This is a genomic window from Cognatiluteimonas weifangensis, assembly GCF_003416885.1.
GTDB classification, from domain to species: domain Bacteria; phylum Pseudomonadota; class Gammaproteobacteria; order Xanthomonadales; family Xanthomonadaceae; genus Cognatiluteimonas; species Cognatiluteimonas weifangensis.
Genome location: NZ_QVPD01000011.1, coordinates 1 through 23,414 on the forward strand (window position 1 = coordinate 1; position 23,414 = coordinate 23,414).

17 protein-coding genes, 1 tRNA gene and 1 pseudogene are annotated in these 23,414 nt (G+C 68.6%); all 19 read right to left on the reverse strand.

The window, feature by feature from the left end; translation table 11 throughout:
* Positions 1 to 535 precede the first annotated feature (535 nt).
* Positions 536 to 2,645, reverse strand: a pseudogene (gene pnp, locus D0Y53_RS10065) (polyribonucleotide nucleotidyltransferase); the annotation flags it as partial.
* Between the two features lie 128 nt (positions 2,646 to 2,773).
* Entirely contained in the window at positions 2,774 to 3,034 is a 261-nt protein-coding gene (gene rpsO, locus D0Y53_RS10070; protein ID WP_117203103.1) for a 30S ribosomal protein S15, read from the reverse strand.
* Positions 3,035 to 3,295: 261 nt separating this feature from the next.
* The gene (gene truB, locus D0Y53_RS10075) at positions 3,296 to 4,282 is read right to left on the reverse strand and encodes a tRNA pseudouridine(55) synthase TruB (protein WP_386724910.1); all 987 of its coding nucleotides are present in this window, start codon (positions 4,280 to 4,282) and stop codon (positions 3,296 to 3,298) included.
* A gap of 241 nt (positions 4,283 to 4,523) precedes the next feature.
* A complete protein-coding gene (rbfA, locus tag D0Y53_RS10080) occupies positions 4,524 to 4,901 on the reverse strand; it encodes a 30S ribosome-binding factor RbfA (RefSeq protein WP_117203104.1) in 378 nt (125 codons plus the stop codon).
* 20 nt (positions 4,902 to 4,921) lie between these two features.
* Positions 4,922 to 7,492 (reverse strand): translation initiation factor IF-2, encoded by a 2,571-nt coding sequence (gene infB, locus D0Y53_RS10085; RefSeq protein WP_117203105.1) that lies wholly within the window; start codon positions 7,490 to 7,492, stop codon positions 4,922 to 4,924.
* Positions 7,493 to 7,779: 287 nt separating this feature from the next.
* A complete protein-coding gene (nusA, locus tag D0Y53_RS10090) occupies positions 7,780 to 9,291 on the reverse strand; it encodes a transcription termination factor NusA (protein ID WP_117203106.1) in 1,512 nt (503 codons plus the stop codon).
* 114 nt (positions 9,292 to 9,405) lie between these two features.
* Entirely contained in the window at positions 9,406 to 9,999 is a 594-nt protein-coding gene (locus tag D0Y53_RS10095; protein WP_117203107.1) for a ribosome maturation factor RimP, read from the reverse strand.
* 170 nt (positions 10,000 to 10,169) lie between these two features.
* Positions 10,170 to 10,246: transfer RNA gene (locus D0Y53_RS10100), tRNA-Met, on the reverse strand.
* A gap of 100 nt (positions 10,247 to 10,346) precedes the next feature.
* Positions 10,347 to 11,789 carry an NADH-quinone oxidoreductase subunit NuoN gene (gene nuoN, locus D0Y53_RS10105; RefSeq protein WP_117203108.1) on the reverse strand — a complete coding sequence of 481 codons (1,443 nt, stop codon included), beginning with the start codon at positions 11,787 to 11,789 and terminating at the stop codon, positions 10,347 to 10,349.
* Positions 11,790 to 11,802: 13 nt separating this feature from the next.
* Positions 11,803 to 13,320 carry an NADH-quinone oxidoreductase subunit M gene (locus D0Y53_RS10110; protein WP_117203109.1) on the reverse strand — a complete coding sequence of 506 codons (1,518 nt, stop codon included), beginning with the start codon at positions 13,318 to 13,320 and terminating at the stop codon, positions 11,803 to 11,805.
* Positions 13,321 to 13,362: 42 nt separating this feature from the next.
* The gene (nuoL, locus tag D0Y53_RS10115; RefSeq protein ID WP_117203110.1) at positions 13,363 to 15,435 is read right to left on the reverse strand and encodes an NADH-quinone oxidoreductase subunit L; all 2,073 of its coding nucleotides are present in this window, start codon (positions 15,433 to 15,435) and stop codon (positions 13,363 to 13,365) included.
* A gap of 4 nt (positions 15,436 to 15,439) precedes the next feature.
* Positions 15,440 to 15,763 carry an NADH-quinone oxidoreductase subunit NuoK gene (gene nuoK / locus D0Y53_RS10120; protein ID WP_117203111.1) on the reverse strand — a complete coding sequence of 108 codons (324 nt, stop codon included), beginning with the start codon at positions 15,761 to 15,763 and terminating at the stop codon, positions 15,440 to 15,442.
* Positions 15,760 to 16,410: an NADH-quinone oxidoreductase subunit J gene (locus D0Y53_RS10125; RefSeq protein WP_117203112.1), complete on the reverse strand. Its 651-nt coding sequence runs from the start codon at positions 16,408 to 16,410 to the stop codon at positions 15,760 to 15,762. Before D0Y53_RS10125 ends, nuoK begins: the two co-directional genes overlap by 4 nt.
* A gap of 24 nt (positions 16,411 to 16,434) precedes the next feature.
* Complete coding sequence (gene nuoI, locus D0Y53_RS10130; RefSeq protein ID WP_117203113.1) at positions 16,435 to 16,923, reverse strand: NADH-quinone oxidoreductase subunit NuoI; 489 nt, start codon at positions 16,921 to 16,923, stop codon at positions 16,435 to 16,437.
* Positions 16,923 to 18,014 (reverse strand): NADH-quinone oxidoreductase subunit NuoH, encoded by a 1,092-nt coding sequence (gene nuoH / locus D0Y53_RS10135; protein ID WP_117203114.1) that lies wholly within the window; start codon positions 18,012 to 18,014, stop codon positions 16,923 to 16,925. The genes nuoI and nuoH overlap by 1 nt, the downstream gene beginning before the upstream one ends.
* Positions 18,011 to 20,248 (reverse strand): NADH-quinone oxidoreductase subunit NuoG, encoded by a 2,238-nt coding sequence (gene nuoG, locus D0Y53_RS10140; protein ID WP_117203115.1) that lies wholly within the window; start codon positions 20,246 to 20,248, stop codon positions 18,011 to 18,013. The genes nuoH and nuoG overlap by 4 nt, the downstream gene beginning before the upstream one ends.
* Positions 20,245 to 21,606: an NADH-quinone oxidoreductase subunit NuoF gene (gene nuoF / locus D0Y53_RS10145; RefSeq protein WP_117203116.1), complete on the reverse strand. Its 1,362-nt coding sequence runs from the start codon at positions 21,604 to 21,606 to the stop codon at positions 20,245 to 20,247. Before nuoF ends, nuoG begins: the two co-directional genes overlap by 4 nt.
* A 16-nt stretch (positions 21,607 to 21,622) precedes the next feature.
* Positions 21,623 to 22,150 (reverse strand): NADH-quinone oxidoreductase subunit NuoE, encoded by a 528-nt coding sequence (gene nuoE, locus D0Y53_RS10150; protein WP_117203117.1) that lies wholly within the window; start codon positions 22,148 to 22,150, stop codon positions 21,623 to 21,625.
* A 12-nt stretch (positions 22,151 to 22,162) separates the two neighbouring features.
* Positions 22,163 to 23,392, reverse strand: a complete 1,230-nt coding sequence (locus D0Y53_RS10155; RefSeq protein ID WP_233511754.1) for an NADH-quinone oxidoreductase subunit D — start codon at positions 23,390 to 23,392, stop codon at positions 22,163 to 22,165.
* Positions 23,393 to 23,414 lie beyond the last annotated feature (22 nt).

Genomic DNA, 23,414 nt, shown 5'->3' on the forward strand with positions numbered 1-23,414 from the left:
GGGGTGCGGAGAGTGGACCATGGAGGGTCCACGACCCGACTTAAAGACAGGAGGTCGTCAGGAGGGCGCAGCACCCCCAGCCCGCCGGCCGGCGACTCCTGCCGAAGCCGATCTCCCGCAGCCGAGAGAAGCACCACAAACGACGACGGCCGAGAAGCGTTCGACCAGCTCGGCTTCTTATCCGCCGCGAAAACGCGGCGCGCGCACGCCTACCCCGAGTCTCGTTTTCGATGGCTTGAGAACACCGGATCCCCGCTTTCGCGGGAATGACGACAACGCTCCTTCAGGCCTTCCTCAAAGCAGGACGTCGTCAGCAGGGCATGGCCATCCTTGCCCGCCGGACGGCAACGCACTCCGAAGCCGGCCCCGCAGCCGGGAGAAGCGCCACAAAAAAGCTCGGGCGCCATGAATGGCCTGCGCGACGATTGCGTCGAAGCCGACCGGCAGAACGCCCGGACAGTGACGTGGCAGAAAGAAAACGAAAAAAAAGCGGGCCGAAGCCCGCTTTTTTTCGATTCCTGCGCTGGCGCCGCGGCTCAGCCGACGGTGGCGCCCTCGCCTTCCTCGACCGCCTTCATCGACAGGCGGATGCGGCCCTGCTTGTCGACCTCCAGCACCTTGACCTTGACCATCTGGCCTTCCTTGAGCACGTCGCTGACCTTCTCCACGCGCTCGTTGGAGATCTGCGAGACGTGCACCAGACCGTCCTTGCCGGGGGAGATGGTGACGAACGCGCCGAAGTCCATCAGCTTGGCGACCTTGCCCTCGTAGATCCGGCCCGGCTCCACGTCCGAGGTGATCTGCTCGATGCGGTGCCTGGCGGCCTGGCCGGCGGCGGCGTTCACCGAGGCGATGGTGATGGTGCCGTCGTCCTGGATGTCGATCTGGGTGCCGGTTTCCTTGGTGATCGCCTGGATCACCGAACCGCCCTTGCCGATCACCTCGCGGATCTTGTCGGGGTGGATCTTGATCGTGATCAGGCGCGGCGCGAAGTCGCTCAGCTCCGGACGCGGCGCGGTCAGCGCCTTGCCCATCTCACCGAGGATGTGCAGGCGGCCGGCCTTGGCCTGCGCCAGCGCGGTGCGCATGATCTCCTCGGTGATGCCCTGGATCTTGATGTCCATCTGCAGCGCGGAGATGCCCTCGGCGGTACCGGCGACCTTGAAGTCCATGTCGCCCAGGTGGTCCTCGTCGCCGAGGATGTCGCTCAGCACCACGTGCTTGTCGCCTTCCTTGACCAGGCCCATGGCGATGCCGGCCACCGGCGCCTTGATCGGCACGCCGGCATCCATCAGCGCCAGCGAGCTGCCGCAGACCGAAGCCATCGACGAGGAACCGTTGGACTCGGTGATTTCCGAGACCACGCGGATGGTGTACGGGAACGCCTCCATCGTCGGCATCACCGCCAGCACGCCGCGCTTGGCCAGGCGGCCGTGGCCGATCTCGCGGCGCTTGGGGCCCATCATGCGGCCGGCTTCGCCGACCGAGTACGGCGGGAAGTTGTAGTGGAACAGGAAGTGTTCCTTGTACTCGCCGGAAACCGCGTCGATGATCTGGCCGTCGCGCGCGGTGCCCAGGGTGACCGCGACGATCGCCTGGGTCTCGCCGCGGGTGAACAGCGCCGAGCCGTGCACGCGCGGCAGCACGCCGACGCGCGAGGCGATCGGACGCACGGTGTCGAGCGCGCGGCCGTCGATGCGGACCTTGGTGTCGAGCACCGAGCCGCGCATGGTCTGGTATTCCAGTTCGCCGAATTCCTTCGCCATCTCGCCGGCGCTCCAGCCGGCTTCCTCGGCGCGGCCGGCCAGCGCCTGCATCACGTCCTTCTTGATCGCGGCGATGGCGTCGCGGCGCTGCAGCTTGTCGCGCACGTGGAAGGCTTCGGCCAGCCTGCCGCCGACGGCTTCCTTGAGCGCGGCGATCATGGCCTCGTTCTTCTCCGGCGCCTGCCAGGCGGACGGCTTGGTGCCGGCCTCGACGGTCAGCTCGTTGATCGCGTTGATGACCTTCTGCATCTCGCGATGGCCGAACATCACCGCGCCCAGCATCACGTCCTCGGACAGCTCGTCGGCTTCCGACTCCACCATCAGCACGGCGTTGGCGGTGCCGGCCACTACCAGCTCCAGCTTCGAGTCCTTCAGCTCGCTGACGGTCGGGTTGAGCAGGTACTGGCCGTCCCTGTAGCCGACCTTGGCCGCGCCGATGGGGCCCATGAACGGAGTGCCGGCCAGCGACAGCGCGGCCGAGGCGCCGATCAGCGCCAGCACGTCGCCGTCGACTTCCGGATTCATCGACATGACCGTGGCGATGATCTGGACCTCGTTCTTGTAGTCCTCGGGGAACAGCGGGCGGATCGGACGGTCGATCAGGCGCGAGATCAGGGTTTCCTTCTCCGTGGCGCGGCCTTCGCGCTTGAAGAAGCCGCCCGGGATGCGGCCGCCGGCGTAGAACTTTTCCTGGTAGTCGACGGTGAGCGGGAAGAAGTCCTGCCCCTCGCGCTGCGACTTGGCCGCGACCGCGGTGACCAGCAGCACGGTGCCGTCGCACTTGACCATGACCGCGCCGCCGGCCTGGCGGGCGATCTCGCCGGTCTCGAGCGTGACTTCGCGATTGCCGTACTGGAAGGTCTTGGTGATTTTTGCCACTTCGGGTTCCTTGGATGCTTGCTTACGGTTGGACCGGAACGCGCCCTTGCGCGCACCGGCTGGTTGCGCGATCGCAACCGCTCAAAACGAGACCGCGGCGCATCGCTGCGCCGCGGTCGTGGCGTTGCCTAGCGGCGCAGGCCCAGCTTCTGGATCAGCGCCTTGTAGCGCTCGGCGTCCTTGCGACGCAGATAATCGAGCAGGCTGCGGCGACGGTTGACCATCATCAGCAGGCCGCGGCGGCTGTGGTGGTCCTGCTTGTGGGTCTTGAAGTGCTCGGTGAGCTGGGTGATGCGGGCTGTGAGCAGGGCGACCTGGACTTCCGGGGAACCGGTGTCGTTGGCGCCGCGCTTGTGTTCTTCGATGATGCTGGAGCTGTCGATGGACATGGTGCTGCCTCGGGTAGACGCGTGGTCGGCAGAAATCGTCGGAACGCTGGTGACAGCGTCGACGCACCGCCGGGCCCGCCGCTTGCGGATGGTGCAGGATGTGAACGGAGAAGCCGATCGGGGCGATCAGCTGCGGGATTGTAGCGCCGCAGGGCCTTTGCGGACAAGGCGTTAGCGCATGCCAGGGCCGGGCCGGGGGCGCGTGTCGGCCCTGCTGTGGCCGGCCGGCCTTCCTGACGCGGCGGCACGCTCCAGCCCGGCCTACGGCGGCGGCGCACGCGGCGGCTGCACGCAGGCCCAGGCGAACAGCCGCTGCGGCCGCAGGCAGCCCGCGGCGTCGACCGCGCCCAGCCCCAGCGCACGCCCGCCCGGGTCGAGAATCGCGACGCTGCCGGCGGGGCGGAAGTCGCCGGCCACGCTCTGGCCCTGCCCCAGCCGCAGCGCCTGCGCCGCATTCACCCGGACCTGCGGCCAGGCGGCCATGCCGGCCTCGATTGGCAGCAGGCAGGCGTCGAGGCTGCGCTCGCCGCGTTCGGCCAGCGCCTGCAGCGCTTCCAGGGTCCACATCCGCGGCTCGCGGAAGGGGTCGACCCACAGCCGTCGCAACTCGGTGACATGGGCGCCGCAGCCCAGCAGCTCGCCCAGATCGCGCACCAGGCTGCGCACGTAGGTGCCCGAACCGCACTCCACATGCAGGCGCAGCTGCGGCGCGGCGGCACCGGACAAGCCGTCGAGCAGGTCGGCGGCCGACTGCAGCTCGAAAGCGTGTACTTCGACCTCGCGCTCCTCGACCTCGACCGGCTCGCCGCGCCGCGCCTTGGCGTACAGCGGCTCGCCGCCGCGCTTGAGCGCCGAATAGATCGGCGGGCGCTGGCGGATGCGGCCGGTCAGCGCCTGCAGCGCGGCGTCGATGCGCTCGACGCCGAGGGCCGGCACCGGGCGCTCGCGCAGCGGCTGGCCCTCGGCATCGTCGGTATCGGTGACCACGCCCAGCCGGGCGACAGTGTCGTAGGCCTTGCGTGCGCCGAGCAGGCCGCCAGCGATCTTGGTCGCCTCGCCGAAGCACACCGGCAGCAGGCCGGTGGCGAGCGGATCCAGGCTGCCGGTGTGGCCGGCCTTGTCGGCGCGGAACAGATGGCGCACGCGCTGCAGCGCCTGGTTGGAGCTCAGGCCGCGCGGCTTGTCCAGCAGCAGGATGCCGTCGAGCTTGCGGAACACCGTGCGCGGCCTTTGGGTCATCGGCGGCATTGTAGGGGGGAAGCAGGATGACCTTCGCCCCACCCTCGCCCCGCTTGCGGGGAAAGGGACGGATCCGCATGGCGGATCAGGGTGAGAGGTGTGTGGCGCGGGTGGCAAACCGTGCGTGGCGCATACCGCGGATCGTGAGCGGGGGTCTGGATCCGCGTCGCTCCACCGGCCCCTCATCCGCACTTCGGGCACCTTCTCCCCGCAAGCGGGGAGAAGAAACGCATCGCCACGACCGGCCGGCTTACGGCTTTTCGTCGTCGTCGGGGGCGAGATCCGGCCGCTCGCGCAGCAGGCTCTCGATGCGCTCGCCGCGGTCGACCGACTCGTCGTAGTGGAAGTGCAGTTCCGGCACGTGCCGCAGCTTGACCGCCTGCGCGAGCTGGTAGCGCAGCTCCGGCGCCAGCGCCTTGAGCGCCTTCAGCGCCTCGGCCGCGCGTTCGGGCTGCAACGCGGTCACCCACACCCTGGCGTGGGCCAGGTCGCGGGTGACCTCCACGTCCGAGACGCTCAGCGACGGCAACCCGTGCCCGCGCACCGCCTCGTGCACCAGCGTACCCAGCTCGCGGCGGAGCTGGGCGGAAACGCGGTCGGTGCGGTGGAAGGATTTCTTCTGCGGCATTTCGTTCTACGGTATCCGGGTTACAGCGTGCGCTGCACCTCGATGCGCTCGAAGCACTCGATCTGGTCGCCCGGCTGGACGTCGTTGTAGGCCTTCACGCCGATGCCGCACTCGGTGTTGACGCGGACCTCGTCGACGTTCTCCTTGAAGCGGCGCAGCGATTCCAGCTCGCCCTCGAAGATGACGGTGTTGTCGCGCAGCACGCGGATCGGCTTGTGGCGCTTGACCACGCCCTCGACCACCATGCAGCCGGCGACCGCGCCGAACTTGGAGCTGCGGAACACGTCGCGCACTTCCGCGGTGCCGATGATTTCCTCGCGGATCTCCACGCCCAGGATGCCGGAGGCGACCTGCTTCACCTGGTCGATCACGTCGTAGATGATCGAGAAGTAGCGCAGGTCCACGCCCGCGGTCTCGATCACCTTGCGCGCCGAAGCGTCGGCGCGGACGTTGAAGCCGATGATGGTGGCCTTGGAGGTCGCGGCCAGCTGCGCGTCGGACTCGGTGATGCCGCCCACGCCCGAGCCGATCACGTTGATCCGGATCTGGTCGTTGGACAGGCCGGTCAGCGCCTCGCGCAGAGCCTGCACCGAGCCCTGCACGTCGGCCTTGACGATCAGCGGCAGGCTGAGCTGGCCGGAGCCCTCGCCCATCTGCGCCATGATGTCTTCCATGCGGTTGCCGGCCTGGCTGACCAGCCGCGTCTCGCGGCGCTTGGCGTCGCGCTGCTGCGCCACGTCCTTGGCCAGGCGCTCGTCGGCGACCACCACGAAGTCGTCGCCGGCATCGGGCACGCCCGACAGGCCCAGCACCTGCACCGGGATCGACGGACCGGCCTCGGACACCTGCTTGCCGCCCTCGTCGAACAGCGCGCGCACGCGGCCGTACTGCACGCCGCAGACCAGGTAGTCGCCCTTCTGCAGCAGGCCCTGCTGCACCAGCACCGTCGCCACCGGGCCGCGGCCCTTGTCCAGCGCGGATTCGATCACCACGCCGGAGGCGCGGCCTTCCTGCACCGCCCGCAGTTCGAGCACTTCGGCCTGCAGGGTGATCGCGTCCAGCAGGTTGTCCACGCCCTGCCCGGTCTTGGCCGACAGCTCGACCATCTGGGTGTCGCCGCCGAATTCCTCGGCGACCACCTCCTGGGCGAGCAGCTCGTTCTTGACCCGCAGCGGGTCGGCATCGGACTTGTCGATCTTGTTGATCGCCACGATCAGCGGCACGCCGGCCGCACGGGCGTGCTGCACGGCCTCGATCGTCTGCGGCATGACGCCGTCGTCGGCGGCCACCACCAGCACCACGATGTCGGTCAGCCTGGCGCCGCGGGCGCGCATCTGCGAGAAAGCGGCGTGGCCCGGGGTATCGAGGAAGCTGATCGTGCCCTTGTCGGTGCGGACGTGGTAGGCGCCGATATGCTGGGTGATGCCGCCGGCCTCGCCGGAGGCGACCTTGGTGCGGCGGATGTAGTCCAGCAGCGAGGTCTTGCCGTGGTCGACGTGGCCCATGATGGTGACCACCGGCGGCCGCGGCAGCTTTTCGCCCTGCAGCTCCTCCACCTGCGCCAGCAGCTCCGACTCGGCGTCGCCGGCATCGGCGCGCACGGCGGTGTGGCCGAGCTCCTCGACCACCAGCACCGCGGTGTCGTGGTCGATGGTCTGGGTGATGGTCGCCATCACGCCCATCTTGAACAGCGCCTTGACCACGTCGCCGCCCTTGAGCGCCAGCTTCTGCGCCAGGTCGGCCACGGTGATCGCGTCGCCGATCGCCACTTCGCGCACGATCGGCGCGGTCGGGCGGGTGAAGCCGCTGCCCGAGCGCGCCTGCTCGGCATGGCGGCGGGTCGGCCGGGCCTTGCCGCGGCCGGTGCTGCGGCGCGCGCGGTCGGCGGCGCTCAGGTGCATCTGCCCGGCAAAGCGGCTGACGCGCTCGTCGTCCTCGACCCCGGCGACCATCGCGTGCGAGCCGCGGGTCTTGTGCTTGTGCCCGGCCTTGTCGTCGGCGCGCGGCGCGGCCGGCTTGGGATGCGGATGGACATGGCTCTTGCGCGCGACCTCCTCCTCGGGGGCGGCCGCAGCGGCGGCGGCGCGCTCGGCCTCCAGGCGCGCGGCTTCCTCTTCCTGGCGCTTGCGCTCGGCCGCTTCCGCGGCGCGGCGCTGGTCGGCCTCGGCCAGGCGCTGCTGCTCGGACAGGTTGCGCTGCCGGGACTCCTCCAGCTTGCGCAGGATCTCGGCGCGCTCGTCGTCCTGCGGCGCCGCCGCCGCGGGGGCGGCCGCCTCCGGCTTGACCAGCACGACCTTCTTGCGCACCACCACGTCGACCGTGGCGCGGTTCTTGCCGCCGCCGACGGTGAGCTCCTGCTTGCGGCTGCGGCTGAGGGTGATCTTCCTCGGCGCGGCCAGATCCTCGACCGCCTTCTCTTCCTTGCCGTGGGCGCGCTTGAGGAAGCCGAGCAGCTTGACCTTCTCGATGCTGGTGACGACCTGGTCGGGACCGTCGAAGCGCATGCCGGCCTCGGCCAGCTGCTCCAGCAGTTTGTCGACCGGCTTGTTCACCAGTTCGGCCAGCTTGCGGATGGTGGTTTGTTGCGTCATGCGAATTCCGTGTCCTGTGGCCCGGTTGCGGCCGGGCGCGTGAAGCAGGCGATTCTACTGCGGTGGGCGTCGGGAAGCGGTTTTAGTGTCCGCCGGCTGTCGTTTCGCTGCAAAAGGCCTGTTTCCGAAGGTGGGTTGTTTACATGGGTGTGGCTCGTCGTTGCGTCAGCGATCCTGTGCCATCCATGGCGCTGCAGCACTGGCTTCGGATGGTCCGGCCCGGCCATCCAGGGCCGGGCGCCAGCGGCCGCAGCCGATGCCGGCAGGGCATCGGCCGAGCGCAACCGCTAGCCCTCGCGCTCCAGGCGCGCGATCTCCTCGGCGCGGGCGGCCAGGATCAGCGCCGCGGCGCGCGCCTCGTCCAGGCCCTCGATCCCGAACTCCACGACCTCGTCGGCGCCGAGCTCGCCGAGCTCGTCGGCGGTACGGACGCCGTGGGCGGCGAGCGCGAAGGCGGTGTCTTCGTCCATGCCTTCGAGCTGGAGCAGGTCCTGCGCGGGCTGGTTCTCGTCCAGTTCCTCCTCCACCGCCAGCGCGTCGTTGAGCAGCGCATCGCGGGCGCGCGAGCGCAGCTCCTCGACGATGTCCTCGTCGAAGCCCTCCACCGCGAGCAGCTCGCCGACCGGGACGTAGGCGACTTCCTCCACCGTGCTGAAGCCCTCGGACACCAGGATGCTGGCGATTTCCTCGTCGACCTCGAGCTTTTCCTGGAACAGCGCGCGCGCAGCGTCCTGCTCGGCCTCGGACTTGGCGGTGACCTGGTCCTGGGTCATGACGTTGAGCTGCCAGCCCGACAGGCGGCTGGCCAGGCGCACGTTCTGGCCGCCGCGGCCGATCGCCTGCGCCAGCTTGTCCTCGGCGACCGCGAGGTCCATCGAGTGCTTTTCCTCGTCGACGATGATCGACTGCACCTCGGCCGGCGCCATCGCGTTGATCACGAACTGCGCCGGGTTGTCCGACCACAGCACGATGTCCACGCGCTCGCCGTTCAATTCGTTGGACACCGCCTGCACGCGCGAACCGCGCATGCCGATGCAGGCGCCGATCGGGTCGGTGCGGTTGTCGTATGCCAGCACCGCGATCTTGGCGCGGTCGCCCGGGTCGCGGGCGCAGGCCTTGATCTCGACCAGGCCCTGGCCGACTTCCGGCACCTCGAGCTTGAACAGCTCGATCATGAACTCGGGCGCGGCGCGGCTGATGAACAGCTGCGGGCCGCGCGGCTCGCTGCGCACGTCGTAGAGATAGCCGCGGACGCGGTCGCCGGCGCGCAGCACGTCGCGCGGGATGCCCTTGTCCTTGGGGATGAAGGCCTCGGCGTTGCCGCCCAGGTCGACGTAGATGTTGCCGCGCTCGGCGCGCTTGACCACGCCGGTGACCAGCTCGCCGATGCGGTCCTTCCACTGGTCCACGACCTGCGCGCGCTCGGCCTCGCGCACCCGCTGCACGATCACCTGCTTGGCGGCCTGCGCGGCGATGCGGCCGAAGTCCGGGTTCTCGATCTGCTCCTCGATGAAATCGCCGACCTCCACGCCCTCGCTCTCGTCGAGCGCGTCCATCAGGCGGATCTGGCGATCCGGCGACTCCATCACCACGTCGTCGGCCACGACCTCCCAGCGGCGGAAGGTCTCGTAGCTGCCGTCCTTGGGGTCCACGGCGACGCGGGTCAGCACGTCCTGGTCCGGGTAGCGCTTCTTCGCCGCCGACGCCAGCGCGGCCTCGATCGCCTCCAGGATGACCGACTCCGGCACGCCCTTCTCGGCCGCCACCGCGTCCACGACCAGCAACAAATCCTTGCTCATACCAGAATTCTCTCTAAAGGTTCCGACGATTCGCCGCTCCGATAGCGCGAGCGGCTGCTTCCGATCCTGCCGGGCCGTCCGGCCTGCCGCCGCTGCCGGCGACCTGCCCGATGCCTATTCTTTTCCCGGCTTGCGGCCGGCTTTCCGCTTGCCGGGGCGCGCGTCGCGCCCCGCCTTGTCCCGTGCCGGCGCCAGGCCCAGTGCCGCCCAGTCGGGCACCAGCCGCGCCTTGTCGATGTTGTCGAAGGCCACCGACAGCGGCTGGCCGTCGACCTCGAAGCCGATTTCCTCGTCCGCCACCGAGACGATCCGTCCCTGCAGCCGGCGGCGCCCGTCCTGCGGCAGCTTCAGCGTGACCTTGGCGTCCTGGCCGAGGAAGCGCGCGAACTGCGCCGGCGCGAACAGCGGCCGGTCCACGCCGGGCGAGGACACCTCCAGCGTGTAGTGCCCGCTGATCGGATCGGCCACGTCCAGCTGCGCGGAGACCTCGCGGCTGACCGCCTCGCAATCCTCGATGCCGACCGTGTCCGCCGCCGGCTGCGCCGCGCCGTCGGCGTCGGCGGGCCGCGCGTCCGCCGGCTTGTCGATGTACAGGCGCAGCAGCGCGCCGCCGGGAGCCGACTGGTATTCGACGCCCAGCAGTTCCAGCCCCAGCGATTGCACCGTGGGCGCCAGCAGCGCTGCGATCTGGTTTGCCTTGTCGGTCATGCGTTGCGTGTTCGGTTGCGCGATGCGTGGCTTCGAAAACAACAAGGGGCCCATTGGGCCCCTTGTCCGATACCGCTGGATTTCGGCGCGGCCGCGTACCGCATGCGACCGTCAAGCCCGACCTTCGCAAACGAAAAAGGCTCCGAGGAGCCTTGATCGCCAGCGAGAGCTGGTAGCGGGGGCAGGATTTGAACCTGCGACCTTCGGGTTATGAGCCCGACGAGCTGCCAGACTGCTCCACCCCGCAGCAGAAGCGGGATTATGCGGTTTCCGGAGGGCCGTGACAAGCCTGAGGCGGGCTTTCGTTAAGAAACCCGCACAGGGACGTGCGGGCTCCTGCGAAGGACTCAAATAAAGGCCGCCTGGCACCAGGCCATGATCGGGTTCCAGAACATGCCCAGCACCAGCAGCGCCAGCGCGTTGAGGCTGAAGGCCCAGCGCAGCGGGCGGTTGGTGCTCGGGGCCGGGGCGTCGCCGTCGGGTGCGTCGAAGTACATCACCTTGCACACCTTCAGGTAGTAGAAGCAGCCGATCACCGCGAACACGATGCCGACGATCGCCAGCCACAGCATGTCGCCGTGGATCGCGGCGCGCAGCACCGAAAGCTTGGCCCAGAAGCCCAGGAACGGCGGGATCCCGGCCAGCGACATCATCGCGATCAGCATCATCCCGGCCAGCCACGGATTGCGCGCGTTCAGGCCCCTGAAGTCGTCGATGCGGTCGGCCTCGTAGCCGCGCCGCGCCAGCACCACGACCGCGCCGAACGCCGCCGTGCCCATGATCGCGTAGACGATCGCGTAGAACATCGCCGCGGCGTAGCCCTCGGCGTCGGCCGCGGCCAGGCCCAGGAACAGGAAGCCGACGTGGGAGACGGTCGAATACGCCAGCATGCGCTTGATGTTGGTCTGCACCAGCGCGATCACGTTGCCGACCGCCAGCGACAGCACCGCGAGCACCGCGATCAGCAGCCGCCAGCGCTCGTCCAGCGGGCCAAGCCCGGACTCGAGCAGGCGGAAGGCCATCGCGAACGCGGCCAGCTTGGGCGCTGAGCCGATGAACACCGTGATCGGGGTCGGCGCGCCGTGGTAGGTGTCGGGCAGCCACATGTGGAACGGCGCGGCGCCGAACTTGAAGGCGATGCCGGCGATCAGGAACACCGTGCCCATCAGCAGCAGCGTGGTTTCCTGCGAACCGGCGATCGCGGCCTGCAGCTGCGCCAGGTCCAGGGTGCCGGCGGCGCCGTACAGCAGCGACATGCCGTACAGCAGCAGGCCGGAGGCCAGCGAGCCGAGCACGAAATACTTCATCGCCGCTTCGGACGCCAGCGAGCTGTCGCGGTCCAGCGCCACCAGCGCGTAGGAGGCCAGCGCCAGCAGCTCCAGCCCCAGGTACACCATCACCAGGCTGCCGGCCGAGATCAGCAGCATCATGCCCACGACCGCGAACAGCATCAGCACCGCGACCTCGCCCTTGTACAGGCCGCGCTCGCGCAGGAACGGCCACACGTACATCAGCGACAGCGCGGTGATCGCGCAGGCGGCGATCTTGAGCACGTCGGCCATGGTGTCGCGCACGAACATGCCATTGAGCACGGTGCCCTGGCCGCCAACGCCGGCGGCGATCATCGCCGCCACCGCCAGCAGCGCGGCCATCGCCAGCACGTGGGTGACGACGCGGCGGCGCTCGTCCAGGAACAGGTCCAGCAGCAGCAGCGCGAACGCGGCGCCGACCAGCACCAGTTCGGGCAGCAGCGGCAGCAAGTCGGCGGCGGTGGGCAGGGTCGGCGTCATCCGGCGTGCATCCTCAAAGCTTGCTTGCGGCGAGCTGGCTCGCCAGTTGCGCGATGGACGGTTCCATCAGGTCGGTCAGCGGCCGCGGCCACACGCCGATCAGCAGCACCGCGGCGGCGAACACGCCGAGCACGATCCACTCGCGCAGGTCGATGTCCTGCATCTGCGCCACGTGGGCATTGCCGACCTCGCCCCAGACGATGCGCTTGGCCAGCCACAGGGTGTAGCCGGCGCCGGTGATCAGGGTGGTGGCGGCGGTGAAGGCCAGCAGCGGATGCTGCTGGAAACTGGCCAGGATCACCATGAACTCGCCGACGAAGCCCGACGTGCCCGGCAATCCGGAATTGGCCATCGAGAAGAAGATCATGAACGCGGCGAACCACGGCATCACGTTGGCCACGCCGCCGTAGTCGGCGATCCGGCGCGTGTGCAGACGGTCGTAGAGCACGCCGACGCAGGAGAACATCGCGCCGGAGATGAAGCCGTGCGAGATCATCTGCACCATCGCGCCCTGCAGGCCCAGGCGCGCGGCGTCGACGTTGCCGAAATCGCGCACCAGCGCGAAAGCGATGAAGATGCCCAGGGTGACGAAGCCCATGTGCGCGACCGACGAATACGCGATCAGCTTCTTCATGTCCTCCTGCACCAGCGCCACCAGGCTGATGTAGACGATCGCGATCAGGCTCAGCGCGATCACCAGCCAGGCCCACTCGTGGCCGGCGTCGGGGACGATCGGCAGGCTGAAGCGCAGCAGGCCGTAACCGCCGATCTTGAGCATGATCGCGGCCAGGATCACTGAACCGCCGGTGGGCGCCTCCACGTGCGCGTCCGGCAGCCAGGTATGTACCGGGAACATCGGGATCTTGACCGCGAACGCGATCAGGAAGGCGAAGAACAGCCACATCTGCTCGGGCATCGACAGCGGCAGCGCGTACATGTCGATGATCTGCCAGCTGCCGCCCTTCAGGTACAGGTAGATCAGCCCGACCAGCATGAACACCGAGCCGAGGAAGGTGTAGAGGAAGAACTTCACCGAGGCGTAGACGCGGCGCGGTCCGCCCCAGACCCCGATCAGGATGAACATCGGGATCAGCATCGCCTCGAAGAACACGTAGAACAGCATCGCGTCCATCGCCGCGAACACGCCGATCATCACGCCTTCCAGGAACAGCATCGAGGCCACGTACTGGCTCACGCGCCGGTCGATCGGGCTCCAGGCGCCGACCAGCACCAGCACCGTGGTCACCGTGGTCAGCCCGATCAGCGCCACCGAGATGCCGTCGGCGCCCAGGTGGTACTGGATGTCGTAGGCCGGGATCCACGCGTGCTGCTCCACGAACTGCAGGCCCGGCTCGGCGAAGTCGAAACCGGTGAACAGCAGCACGCTCGCGGCCAGGGTCGCCAGCGCGAACGCCAGCGCGGTCCAGCGCGCGGCCGCGGCGCGGGCGTTGCCCAGCGCCAGGCACAACGCGCCGCCGAGGATCGGCAGCCACACCAGCAGGCTGAGCAGTGGAAGCGGATTGGAGGTCATGCTGTTGAAAGGCTCGGGGCTCACGTCGCGGGTCCTTGCCCGTCAGTGCCAGTAGCGAAGCAGCACGGCCAGCAAACCGATCAGGCCGAGGATCATCGCGAAGGCGTAATGGTAGAGGTAACCGGACTGGGTCCTGCGCAGCAGTCCGGCGCCGAAGTCGAGCAGGCGCGCGCTGCCGTTGACGAAGAAGCCGTCGATGACGCGTTCGTCGGCCTTGCGCGAGAGCTTGCCCAGGGCGACGCCGCCGCCGGCGAACCCCTGGATCCAGAGGGTGTCGAAGCCGTACTTGTCCTCCAGCACCCGCACCGGCCAGGCCAGTACCTTGCGCGCCCGGACGTGCAGCTCCGGCTTCCACCAGTACATCACGGTGGCCAGGGCGAAACCGGCGAACGCCAGCCAGAACGTCGGCGCCGTGAAGCCGTGCAGCGCGAACTCGACCGGGCCGTGCCCGGACCAGACCTCGGCGCCGACCTTGGCCACCATGTCGCGCGCCGCCGCGACATCGATGGCGCCGAGGAAGAACGGCAGTTGCTCGACCCGGCCCATCATGTCGGTCCCGAACAGCATCGGGCCGGCGGTGAGGAAACCGATCACCACCGACGGGATCGCCAGCAGGATCAGCGGCACGGTCACCACCCACGGCGACTCGTGCGGCTCGTGCGCGCCGCCGTGGCCGTGCGCGTGGTCGTCATGGCCGTGTTCGGCCGCCGCGTGACGGAAACGCTCCTCGCCGAAGAAGGTCAGGTACAGCAGGCGGAAGCTGTAGAAGGCGGTGACGAAGGCGCCCAGCAGCACTGCCCAGTAGCCGTAGCTGGCGACCCAGTTGCCGGCCTCGTGCGCGTGCTCGGCGGCCGCCTCGATGATCGTGTCCTTGGAATAGAAGCCGGCGAAGAACGGCGTGCCCACCAGCGCCAGGGTACCGAGCAGCATGGTCCAGAAGGTCACCGGCATGTACTTGCGCAGGCCGCCCATGCGGCGCATGTCCTGCTCGTGGTGCATGGCGATGATCACCGAGCCGGCGCCGAGGAACAGCAGCGCCTTGAAGAAGGCGTGGGTCATCAGGTGGTACACGGCCGCGCTGTAGGCCGATACCCCCAGCGCCACCGTCATGTAGCCCAGCTGCGACAGCGTCGAGTAGGCGATCACGCGCTTGATGTCGTTCTGCACGATGCCGATCAGGCCGGTGAAGAACGCCGTGGTGGCGCCGATGAACAGCACGAAGTTGAGCGCGGTCGCGCTGAGCTCGAACAGCGGCGACATCCGCGCCACCATGAAGATGCCGGCGGTGACCATGGTCGCGGCGTGGATCAGCGCCGAGATCGGGGTCGGGCCTTCCATCGAGTCCGGCAGCCACACGTGCAGCGGCACTTGCGCCGACTTGCCCATGGCGCCGACGAACAGGCAGATGCAGATCAGCGTCGCCACCGACCACTCGTAGCCGCCGATCACCGAAACCGTCATGCCCGCGATCGTCGGCGCGTTGGCGAACACGGTGGCGTAGTCCATGGTCCCGAACCAGTACAGCACCGCGGCGATGCCGAGGATGAAGCCGAAGTCGCCGACGCGGTTGACCAGGAACGCCTTGAGGTTGGCGAACACCGCGCTCGGACGCTTGAACCAGAAGCCGATCAGCAGGTACGACACCAGGCCCACCGCTTCCCAGCCGAAGAACAGCTGCATGAAGTTGTTGGCCATCACCAGCATCAGCATCGAGAAGGTGAACAGGCTGATGTAGCTGAAGAAGCGCTGGTAGCCGTCGTCATCAGCCATGTAGCCGATGGTGTAGACGTGCACCAGCAGCGAGACGAAGGTCACCACCACCATCATCATCGCGGTCAGCTTGTCGACCATGAAGCCGACGTGGGACTGGTAGTCGCCGACGCTGAACCAGGTGTAGACGTTCTCGTTGAACGGCGGCGCGCCCTGCCCGACCAGTTGCCACAGCACCCAGCACGACAGCCCGCAGCTGACCGCCACGCCGGCGATGGCGACGCCGGCGGCGCCGGCGCGTCCGACCTGGTTGCGGAACAGCCCGGCGACGATCGCGCCGAGCAGCGGTGCCAGCACGATCGCCAGCAACACCGACTTGGAAATCATGTGTTCGACGCCCGGCATCGGCTCAGCCCTTCAACATGTCGATATCGGCGACGTCGATCGTGCGCCGGTTGCGGAACAGGGTGACCAGGATCGCCAGGCCGATCGCGGCCTCGGCCGCGGCCACGGTCAGTATGAAGAACACGAACACCTGCCCCGCCGGGTCGCCGAGCTGGCGCGAGAAGGCGACGAAGTTGATGTTGACCGCCAGCAGCATCAGCTCGATGCACATCAGCAGCACGATCACGTTCTTGCGGTTGAGGAAGATCCCGGCGACGGCGATGCAGAACAGCGCCGCGCCCAGGAAGAGGTAATGCCCGAGCGCCAGCCCGGTGACGAGGGTGTTCATGGCTTGGCCTCCGGGTCCGGGGACGCATCCGCGGCCGGCGGGCGCACGGGCTGCATCCTGACCATGCGCAGGCGTTGCGACGGCTTCACGTTGGCCTGCTCCGCCGGGTTCTGGTACTTGCCGCCCACGCGGCGGCGCAGGGTCAGCATCACCGCGGCGATCACCGCCACGGTCAGGATCACCGCGGCGACCTCGAACGGCAGCAGGAAATCGGTGAACAGCGCCCGCGCCAGCCAGGTGATGTTGGGCACGTCGGCAGCGGTCGCCGCGTGGGCGGCGTTGTCGGCGAACGGCACCGCGCTGCGCGCGCGCACCCCGATCAGCGCCAGCATCTCCGCCAGCATCACCACCGCGACCAGCAGCCCGACCGGCAGGTAGCGCACGTAACCCTCGCGCATGCGCGCCACGTCCACGTCCAGCATCATCACCACGAACAGGAACAGCACCATCACCGCGCCGACATAGACCATCACCAGCGCCAGGCCGAGGAATTCGGCGCCGGCCAGGATCCAGGTGCAGGCCACGGTGAAGAAGGTCAGCACCAGGAACAGCGCGGCGTGCACCGGGTTGCGGACGCCGATCACCGCGCCGGCGGAAAGCACGGCCGCGGCGGCGAAGGCGTAGAAGGCGAGCAGGGCGTAATCCATGCGGTTGTACTCAGCGGCGCGGGGTCATCGGTACGGGGCGTCGGCGGCGCGGCGTTCGGCGATCTCCGCCTCCAGGCGGTCGCCCAGCGCCAGCAGCTGCGGCTTGGTCACGACGTTCTCGCCGCGGTTCTCGAAGTGGTACTCGAGGATGTGGGTCTCCACGATCGAGTCCACCGGGCACGACTCCTCGCAGAAGCCGCAGTAGATGCACTTGAACAGGTCGATGTCGTAGCGCGTGGTGCGGCGGGTGCCGTCGGCGCGCTGTTCCGAATCGATCGTGATCGCCAGCGCAGGACACACCGCCTCGCACAGCTTGCAGGCGATGCAGCGTTCCTCGCCGTTGGCGTAGCGGCGCAGCGCGTGCAGGCCGCGGAAGCGCGGCGACTGCGGCGTCTTTTCCATCGGGTACATCAGCGTGTACTTGGGACGGAACAGGTATTTCAGGGTCAGCCACAGGCCCTGCAGCAGCTCGATCAGCAGCAGTCCCCGGAACCAGGAGATCAACTTGGCCATCAGCGTCCCACCTCGAACACGCCGTAGTACGCCATCAACGCGGTCGCGAAGATCCAGGCGATGGTGAGCGGAATGAACACCTTCCAGCCCAGACGCATGATCTGGTCGTAGCGGTAGCGCGGGAAGGTGGCGCGGAACCAGATGTAGCAGCTAGCGAAGAACGACACCTTCAGGAACAGCCACGGCCAGCCGCCGGTCCAGATCCAGTCCAGCAGCCAGTGCACGTGGCCGATGTCCAGCCCCTGCAGCGGGCTGAGCCAGCCGCCGAGGAAGAAGATCGAGACCAGGAAGCTGACCAGGATCATGTTGGCGTATTCGGCCAGGAAGAACAGCGCGAACTGCGCGCCCGAATACTCGACCATGTGCCCGGCGACGATCTCCGACTCGCCCTCGACCACGTCGAACGGCGCGCGGTTGGTCTCGGCCACGCCGGAGACGAAATAGATCACGCACAGCGGCAGCAGCGGCAGCCAGAACCACTCGAACGGGCCGGCGTCGCCGGCCTGGGCCATGACGATGTCGGTCAGGTTGAGGCTGCCGGCGGCGATCAGCACGCACACCAGCGAGAAGCCCATCGCGATCTCGTAGCTGATCATCTGCGCCGAGGCGCGCATCGCGCCGAGGAAGGCGTACTTGGAGTTGGACGCCCAGCCGGCGACGATCACGCCGTACACGCCCAGCGAGGTCATCGCCAGCAGGTACAGCAGGCCGGCATTGGCGTCCGACACCGCGGCGCGTACCCCGAACGGCACCACCGCCCAGGCCGCCAGCGCCGGCACCATCGCGATCAGCGGCGCCAGGATGTACAGCACCGGCTGCGCCTGCGTGGGCTGGACGACTTCCTTGAACAGCAGCTTGAACACGTCGGCGAAGGCCTGCAGCACGCCCTTGCCGACGTACATCGGCCCGTGGCGCACGTGCATCCAGCCGATCAGCTTGCGCTCCCAGACCACGTAGAAGGCGACGGCGATGATCACCGGCATCGCCACCAGCAGGATCTTGAGCACGATCCACGCCACCAGCCCGACGCTGCCGAAGCCCAGCAGCCAGTCGCGGAACGGATCGACGTAGTTGACCATCAGCGGGTTCATGCGCGGGCGACCTCCACGCGTCCGGCGGTGAGCAGCGGCGCGGTCGCGCCGTAACCCGACTCGATCCAGGCGCAGCCCGGGGCGACGCGCGCGTCCAGCGCGACCGGCAGCGTCGCCACGCCCTGCCCGGCCGCGACCCTGGCGACCGCCTTGTCCGCCAGCCCGAGCGGCCGCGCGTCGTCGGGATGCAGCACGATGCGCGCGCCCACGGTCAGCGGGTGCGCCTGCAACGCGGCGGCGCGGCGCACGACCGCGTCGCTGCGGTAGATCGCCTGCGACACCGCCAGCTCCAGCCCGTTGCCGGACACCGGCGCGGCCGTACCGCGGGCCACCGCGACCGTCTGCGGCGCCGCTGCGGCGCGCATCTCGTCCAGCTCGGTGAAGTCGAAGCCCGCAGCGTCCAGCGCGCCGCCGAGCGCGCGCAGCACGCGCCAGCCGGCGCGCGCCTCGCCCGGCAGCTTGCCGGCGGCGACCGCGTGCTGGTCGAAACCGTCGAGGTTGGTCAGGATCGCGTCGATTTCCGGCAGCGCGCCGATCGGCAGGATCACGTCGGCGACCTTGCGCGTGGACTGGCAGGCGAACTGGCTGAACGCCACCACCTGCGCCTGGCCCAGCGCCTGCATCGCCAGCGCCTGGTCGGCGAAGTCCAGCCCCGGCTCGATCCCGTACAGGACGTAGGCCGCGCGCGGATCGCGCAGCATCGCCTGGGCGTCACGCGCGCCCGGCAGCACGCCGTGGCGCGCCAGGCCGAGCGCGTTGGCACCCTGCGGGATGCGGCACAACGCAGCGCCGTGGGCCTCGGCGAAGGCGCGCGCAGCGGCGCGGATCGCACTGGCGTACGGGCTGGATTCGGCCACGCCGCCGAGGATCACCGCCACGCGCCGGGCTTCGCCCAGCTCGACCTGGCCGAGCGCGGCCGCCAGTTGCGATGGCGGCACGATGCGCTTGCTGGCGATCTCGAAGGTGAACTCGAAGTCCACCGGGTTGACCACGTGCACCTTGGTCCCGTGCAGCGAGGCCTTGCGCACCCGCGCCTGCAGCAGCGGGACCTCGTAGCGCAGCTGCGAGCCGACCACGACGATGGCGTCGGCCTGCTCGATGTCGGCCACCGGCATCCCGAAGACCTCGGCGACGGCGCCGTCGGCCAGGTCCTGCTGGGCAATGCGGTGGTCCAGGTTGCCGCTGCCCAGCGCCTGCGCCAGCCGCGCCAGCAGCGTGCCTTCCTCGTTGGAGGTGGCCGGGTGCACCAGCACGCCGAGGGCGTCGCCGCGGTGCTCGCCCAGGATCTGCGCGGCCTTGGCCAGCGCCTCGTCCCAGGAAGCCTCGCGCCAGTCGCCGTCGTCGCCGTTGCGGGCCACGCGCAGCAACGGCGTGGTGGCGCGGTCTTCCGCGTACAGGCCCTGGTGCGAGTAGCGGTCGCGGTCGGACAGCCAGCATTCGTTGACCGCGTCGTTGTCGCGCGGCACCGTGCGCATCACGTCGCCGCGGCGCGCGTGCACGAACAGGTTGCTGCCCAGCGCGTCGTGGTAGCCCAGCGACTCGCGCGCGATCAGCTCCCACGGCCGCGCGCGGAAGCGGAACACCTTGTTGGTCAGCGCGCCGACCGGGCACACGTCGATCACGTTGCCCGACAGCTCGGTGGTCAGCGGCTTGCCATCGTAGGTGCCGATCTGCATCTGCTCGCCGCGCATCATGCCGCCGAGCTCGTAGGTACCGGCGATCTCCGCGGTGAAGCGCACGCAGCGGGTGCAGTGGATGCAGCGGGTCATGTCGGTGGCGACCAGCGGACCCAGGTCCTCGTCGGCGACGATGCGCTTGCGCTCGGAGAAGCGCGACACCGAGCGGCCGTAGCCCAGCGACAGGTCCTGCAGCTCGCACTCGCCGCCCTGGTCGCAGACCGGGCAGTCCAGCGGGTGATTGATCAGCAGGAACTCCATCACGTTGCGCTGCGCCCGCAGCGCCTTTTCGCTGCGCGTGCGCACCTGCATGCCGTCCATCACCGGAGTGGCGCAGGCCGGCGCCGGCTTGCCCATCTTCTCCACGTCCACCAGGCACATGCGGCAGTTGGCGGCGATCGACAGCTTGTCGTGGTAGCAGAAGCGCGGGATCGCGATCCCGGCCCGGTCCGCGGCCTGGATGATCATCGAGCCCTTGGGCGCGGCCAGCTCGACCCCGTCGATGAAGACGGTGACCTGGTCTGGCGGCAGGTTGGGGTTGACCGGCTCCGGACTCATGCGGTCACCGCCTTGGGAACCACCCTGCCGTCGCGCTGGTCGTCGACCAGGAAGCGCTTGTTCACGATCGCGTACTCGAACTCGTCCCAGAAATGGCGCAGGAAACCCTGCATCGGCCACGCCGCGGCCTCGCCGAAGGCGCAGATGGTGTGGCCCTCGATCTGCCCGGCGGCTTCGCGCAGCATGCGCAGGTCGTCGATCGTGGCCTGCATCGCGGCGACCCGATTGACCATGCGCGACATCCAGCCGGTGCCCTCCCGGCACGGGGTGCACTGGCCGCAGCTTTCCTGCATGTAGAAGCGCGCGATGCGCTGGCAGGCGCGGACCATGCAGGCGGTCTCGTCCATCACGATCACCGCGCCGGAACCCAGGCCCGAGCCGACCTTCTGGATCGCGTCGTAATCCATGGTCAGGCCCATCATCGTTTCGCCCGGCAGCACCGGCATCGACGAGCCGCCCGGGATCACCGCCTTGATCCGGTGCCCGTCGCGCACGCCACCGGCCATCTGCAGCAGTTGCGCGAACGGGGTGCCCAGGCGGATTTCATAGTTGCCCGGGCGGTTGACGTGGCCGGACACCGAGAACACCTTGGCGCCGCCGTTGTTGGGCCTGCCCAGGTTGAGGAACCATTCGGCGCCGTTGCGCACGATCGCCGGCACCGAGGCGTAGGTCTCGGTGTTGTTGATCGTGGTCGGCTTGCCGTACAGGCCGAAGTTGGCCGGGAACGGCGGCTTGAAGCGCGGCAGGCCCTTCTTGCCTTCCAGCGACTCCATCAGCGCGGTTTCCTCGCCGCAGATGTAGGCGCCGGCGCCCAGCGCATTGAAGATGTCGATGTCGATGCCGGAGCCGAGGACGTTCTTGCCCAGCCAGCCGTGGGCGTAGGCCTCGCGGGTGGCTTCCTCCAGGTGCTCGAACGGCTCGTGGTGGAACTCGCCGCGCAGGTAGTTGTAGGCGACCTTCGTATTCGTCGCGTAGCAGGCGATCGCCAGCCCCTCGATCACCGCGTGCGGGTTGTAGCGCAGGATGTCGCGGTCCTTGCAGGTGCCCGGCTCGGACTCGTCGGAGTTGCACAGGATGTACTTCTCGCCGTCGTGCTTCGGCATGAAGCTCCACTTCAGCCCGGTCGGGAAGCCGGCGCCGCCGCGGCCGCGCAGGCCGGACTGCTTGATCATGTCGATCAGCGCGGCACGGTCCATCTTCTCCTCGATGACCTTGCGCAGCGCGCTGTAGCCGCCGGTCTTGAGGTAGTTCTCGTACGCCCACGGCTTGTCGTAGTGCAGCGTCGTGTAGACGACGTTGTGCTCCTGCGGCGCGGGGCCGACCGGGCCGTAGCCTTGCGAATAGTCCTGGTGCGCCATTACCGCCGTGCTCCGCTCATTTCAACGCATCCAGCAGCTCGTCGACCTTGGCCGCGTCGAGCTTCTCGTGGTAATGCCCGTTGATCACCATCACCGGCGCGCCGCAGCAGGCAGCCACGCATTCCTCCTCGCGCTTGAGGTAGACGCGGCCGTCGGCGGTGGATTCGCCCAGCTTGCAGCCGAGCTTCTTCTCCGCGTGCGCCACCAGGTCCTCGGCGCCGTTGAGCCAGCAGCTGATGTTGGTGCAGATGGCGACGTTGTTGCGGCCGACCGGCCTGGTCTCGAACATCGAGTAGAAGGTCGCCACCTCGTACGCCCACACCGGCGGGATGCCCAGGTACTTGGCCACCGCCGCGATCAGCTCGTCGCTGAGCCAGCCGCCGTTCTGCTCCTGCGCCGCCCACAACCCCTGCAGCGTCGCCGAACGCTTGCGCTCGGGCGGGAACTTGGTCAGCCAGAGATCGATGTGCGCGCGGGTCGCATCGCTCAACGCCACCATCGGGTCGACGTTGCGCGCACTCTCGAAATTGCCGGTAGCTCTCATCGGTACATGCCTTTAGCGATCGATTTCGCCGAACACGATGTCGTAGGTGCCGATCATCGCCACCACGTCGGCCAGCATGTGCCCGCGGACCACCTCGTCCATCGACGACAGATGGGCGAAGCCGGGCGCGCGCAGGTGCACGCGGAACGGCTTGTTGGCGCCGTCGCTGACCAGGTAGCAGCCGAACTCGCCCTTGGGTGCCTCGACCGCGCAGTAGGTCTCGCCGGCAGGCACGCAATAGCCTTCGCTGAACAGCTTGAAGTGGTGGATCAGCGCTTCCATGCTGCTCTTCATCTCCTCGCGGGAGGGCGGAGCGACCTTGAAGTTGTCGACGATCACCGGGCCGGGGTTGGCCTTTAGCCAGCGCACGCACTGGCTGATGATGCGCGCGGACTGGCGCATCTCGGCCACGCGTACCAGGTAGCGGTCGTAGCAGTCGCCGTTGACGCCGACCGGAATGTCGAAGTCGACTTGCGCGTAGCGCGCGTAAGGCTGCTTCTTGCGCAGGTCCCACTCCACCCCGGAGCCGCGCAGCATCGCCCCGGTCATGCCCCAGGCCAGCGCCTTTTCCGGTGGCACCACGCCGATACCGACGGTGCGCTGTTTCCAGATGCGGTTGTCGGTGAGCAGGACCTCGTACTCATCCACGCGCTTGGGGAAGTCGGCGGCGAAGGCCTCCAGGTAGTCCAGCATCGAGCCTTCGCGCCACTCGTTGAAACGCTTGAGCGACTGGCCCTTGCGCCACTTCGACTCGCGATACCTGGACATGCGCTCGGGCAGGTCGCGGTAGACGCCGCCGGGGCGGTAGTAGGTCGCGTGCATGCGCGCGCCCGACACCGCCTCGTACACGTCCATCAGCTCCTCGCGCTCGCGGAACGCGTACAGGAACACCGCCATCGCGCCCAGGTCCAGGCCGTGCGAGCCGATCCACATCAGGTGATTGAGGATCCGCGTGACCTCGTCGAACAGGGTGCGGATCCACTGCGCCCGCTCCGGCGGCTCGATCCCCATCAGGGTCTCGATCGCGCGCACGTAGGCGTGCTCGTTGCACATCATCGAGACGTAATCCAGCCGGTCCATGTAGCCGATCGACTGGTTGAACGGCTTGGACTCGGCCAGCTTCTCGGTGCCGCGGTGCAGCAGGCCGATGTGCGGGTCGGCGCGCTGCACGGTCTCGCCGTCCATCTCCAGGATCAGCCGCAGCACGCCGTGCGCGGCCGGATGCTGGGGGCCGAAGTTCATCGTGTAATTGCGGATTTCCTGC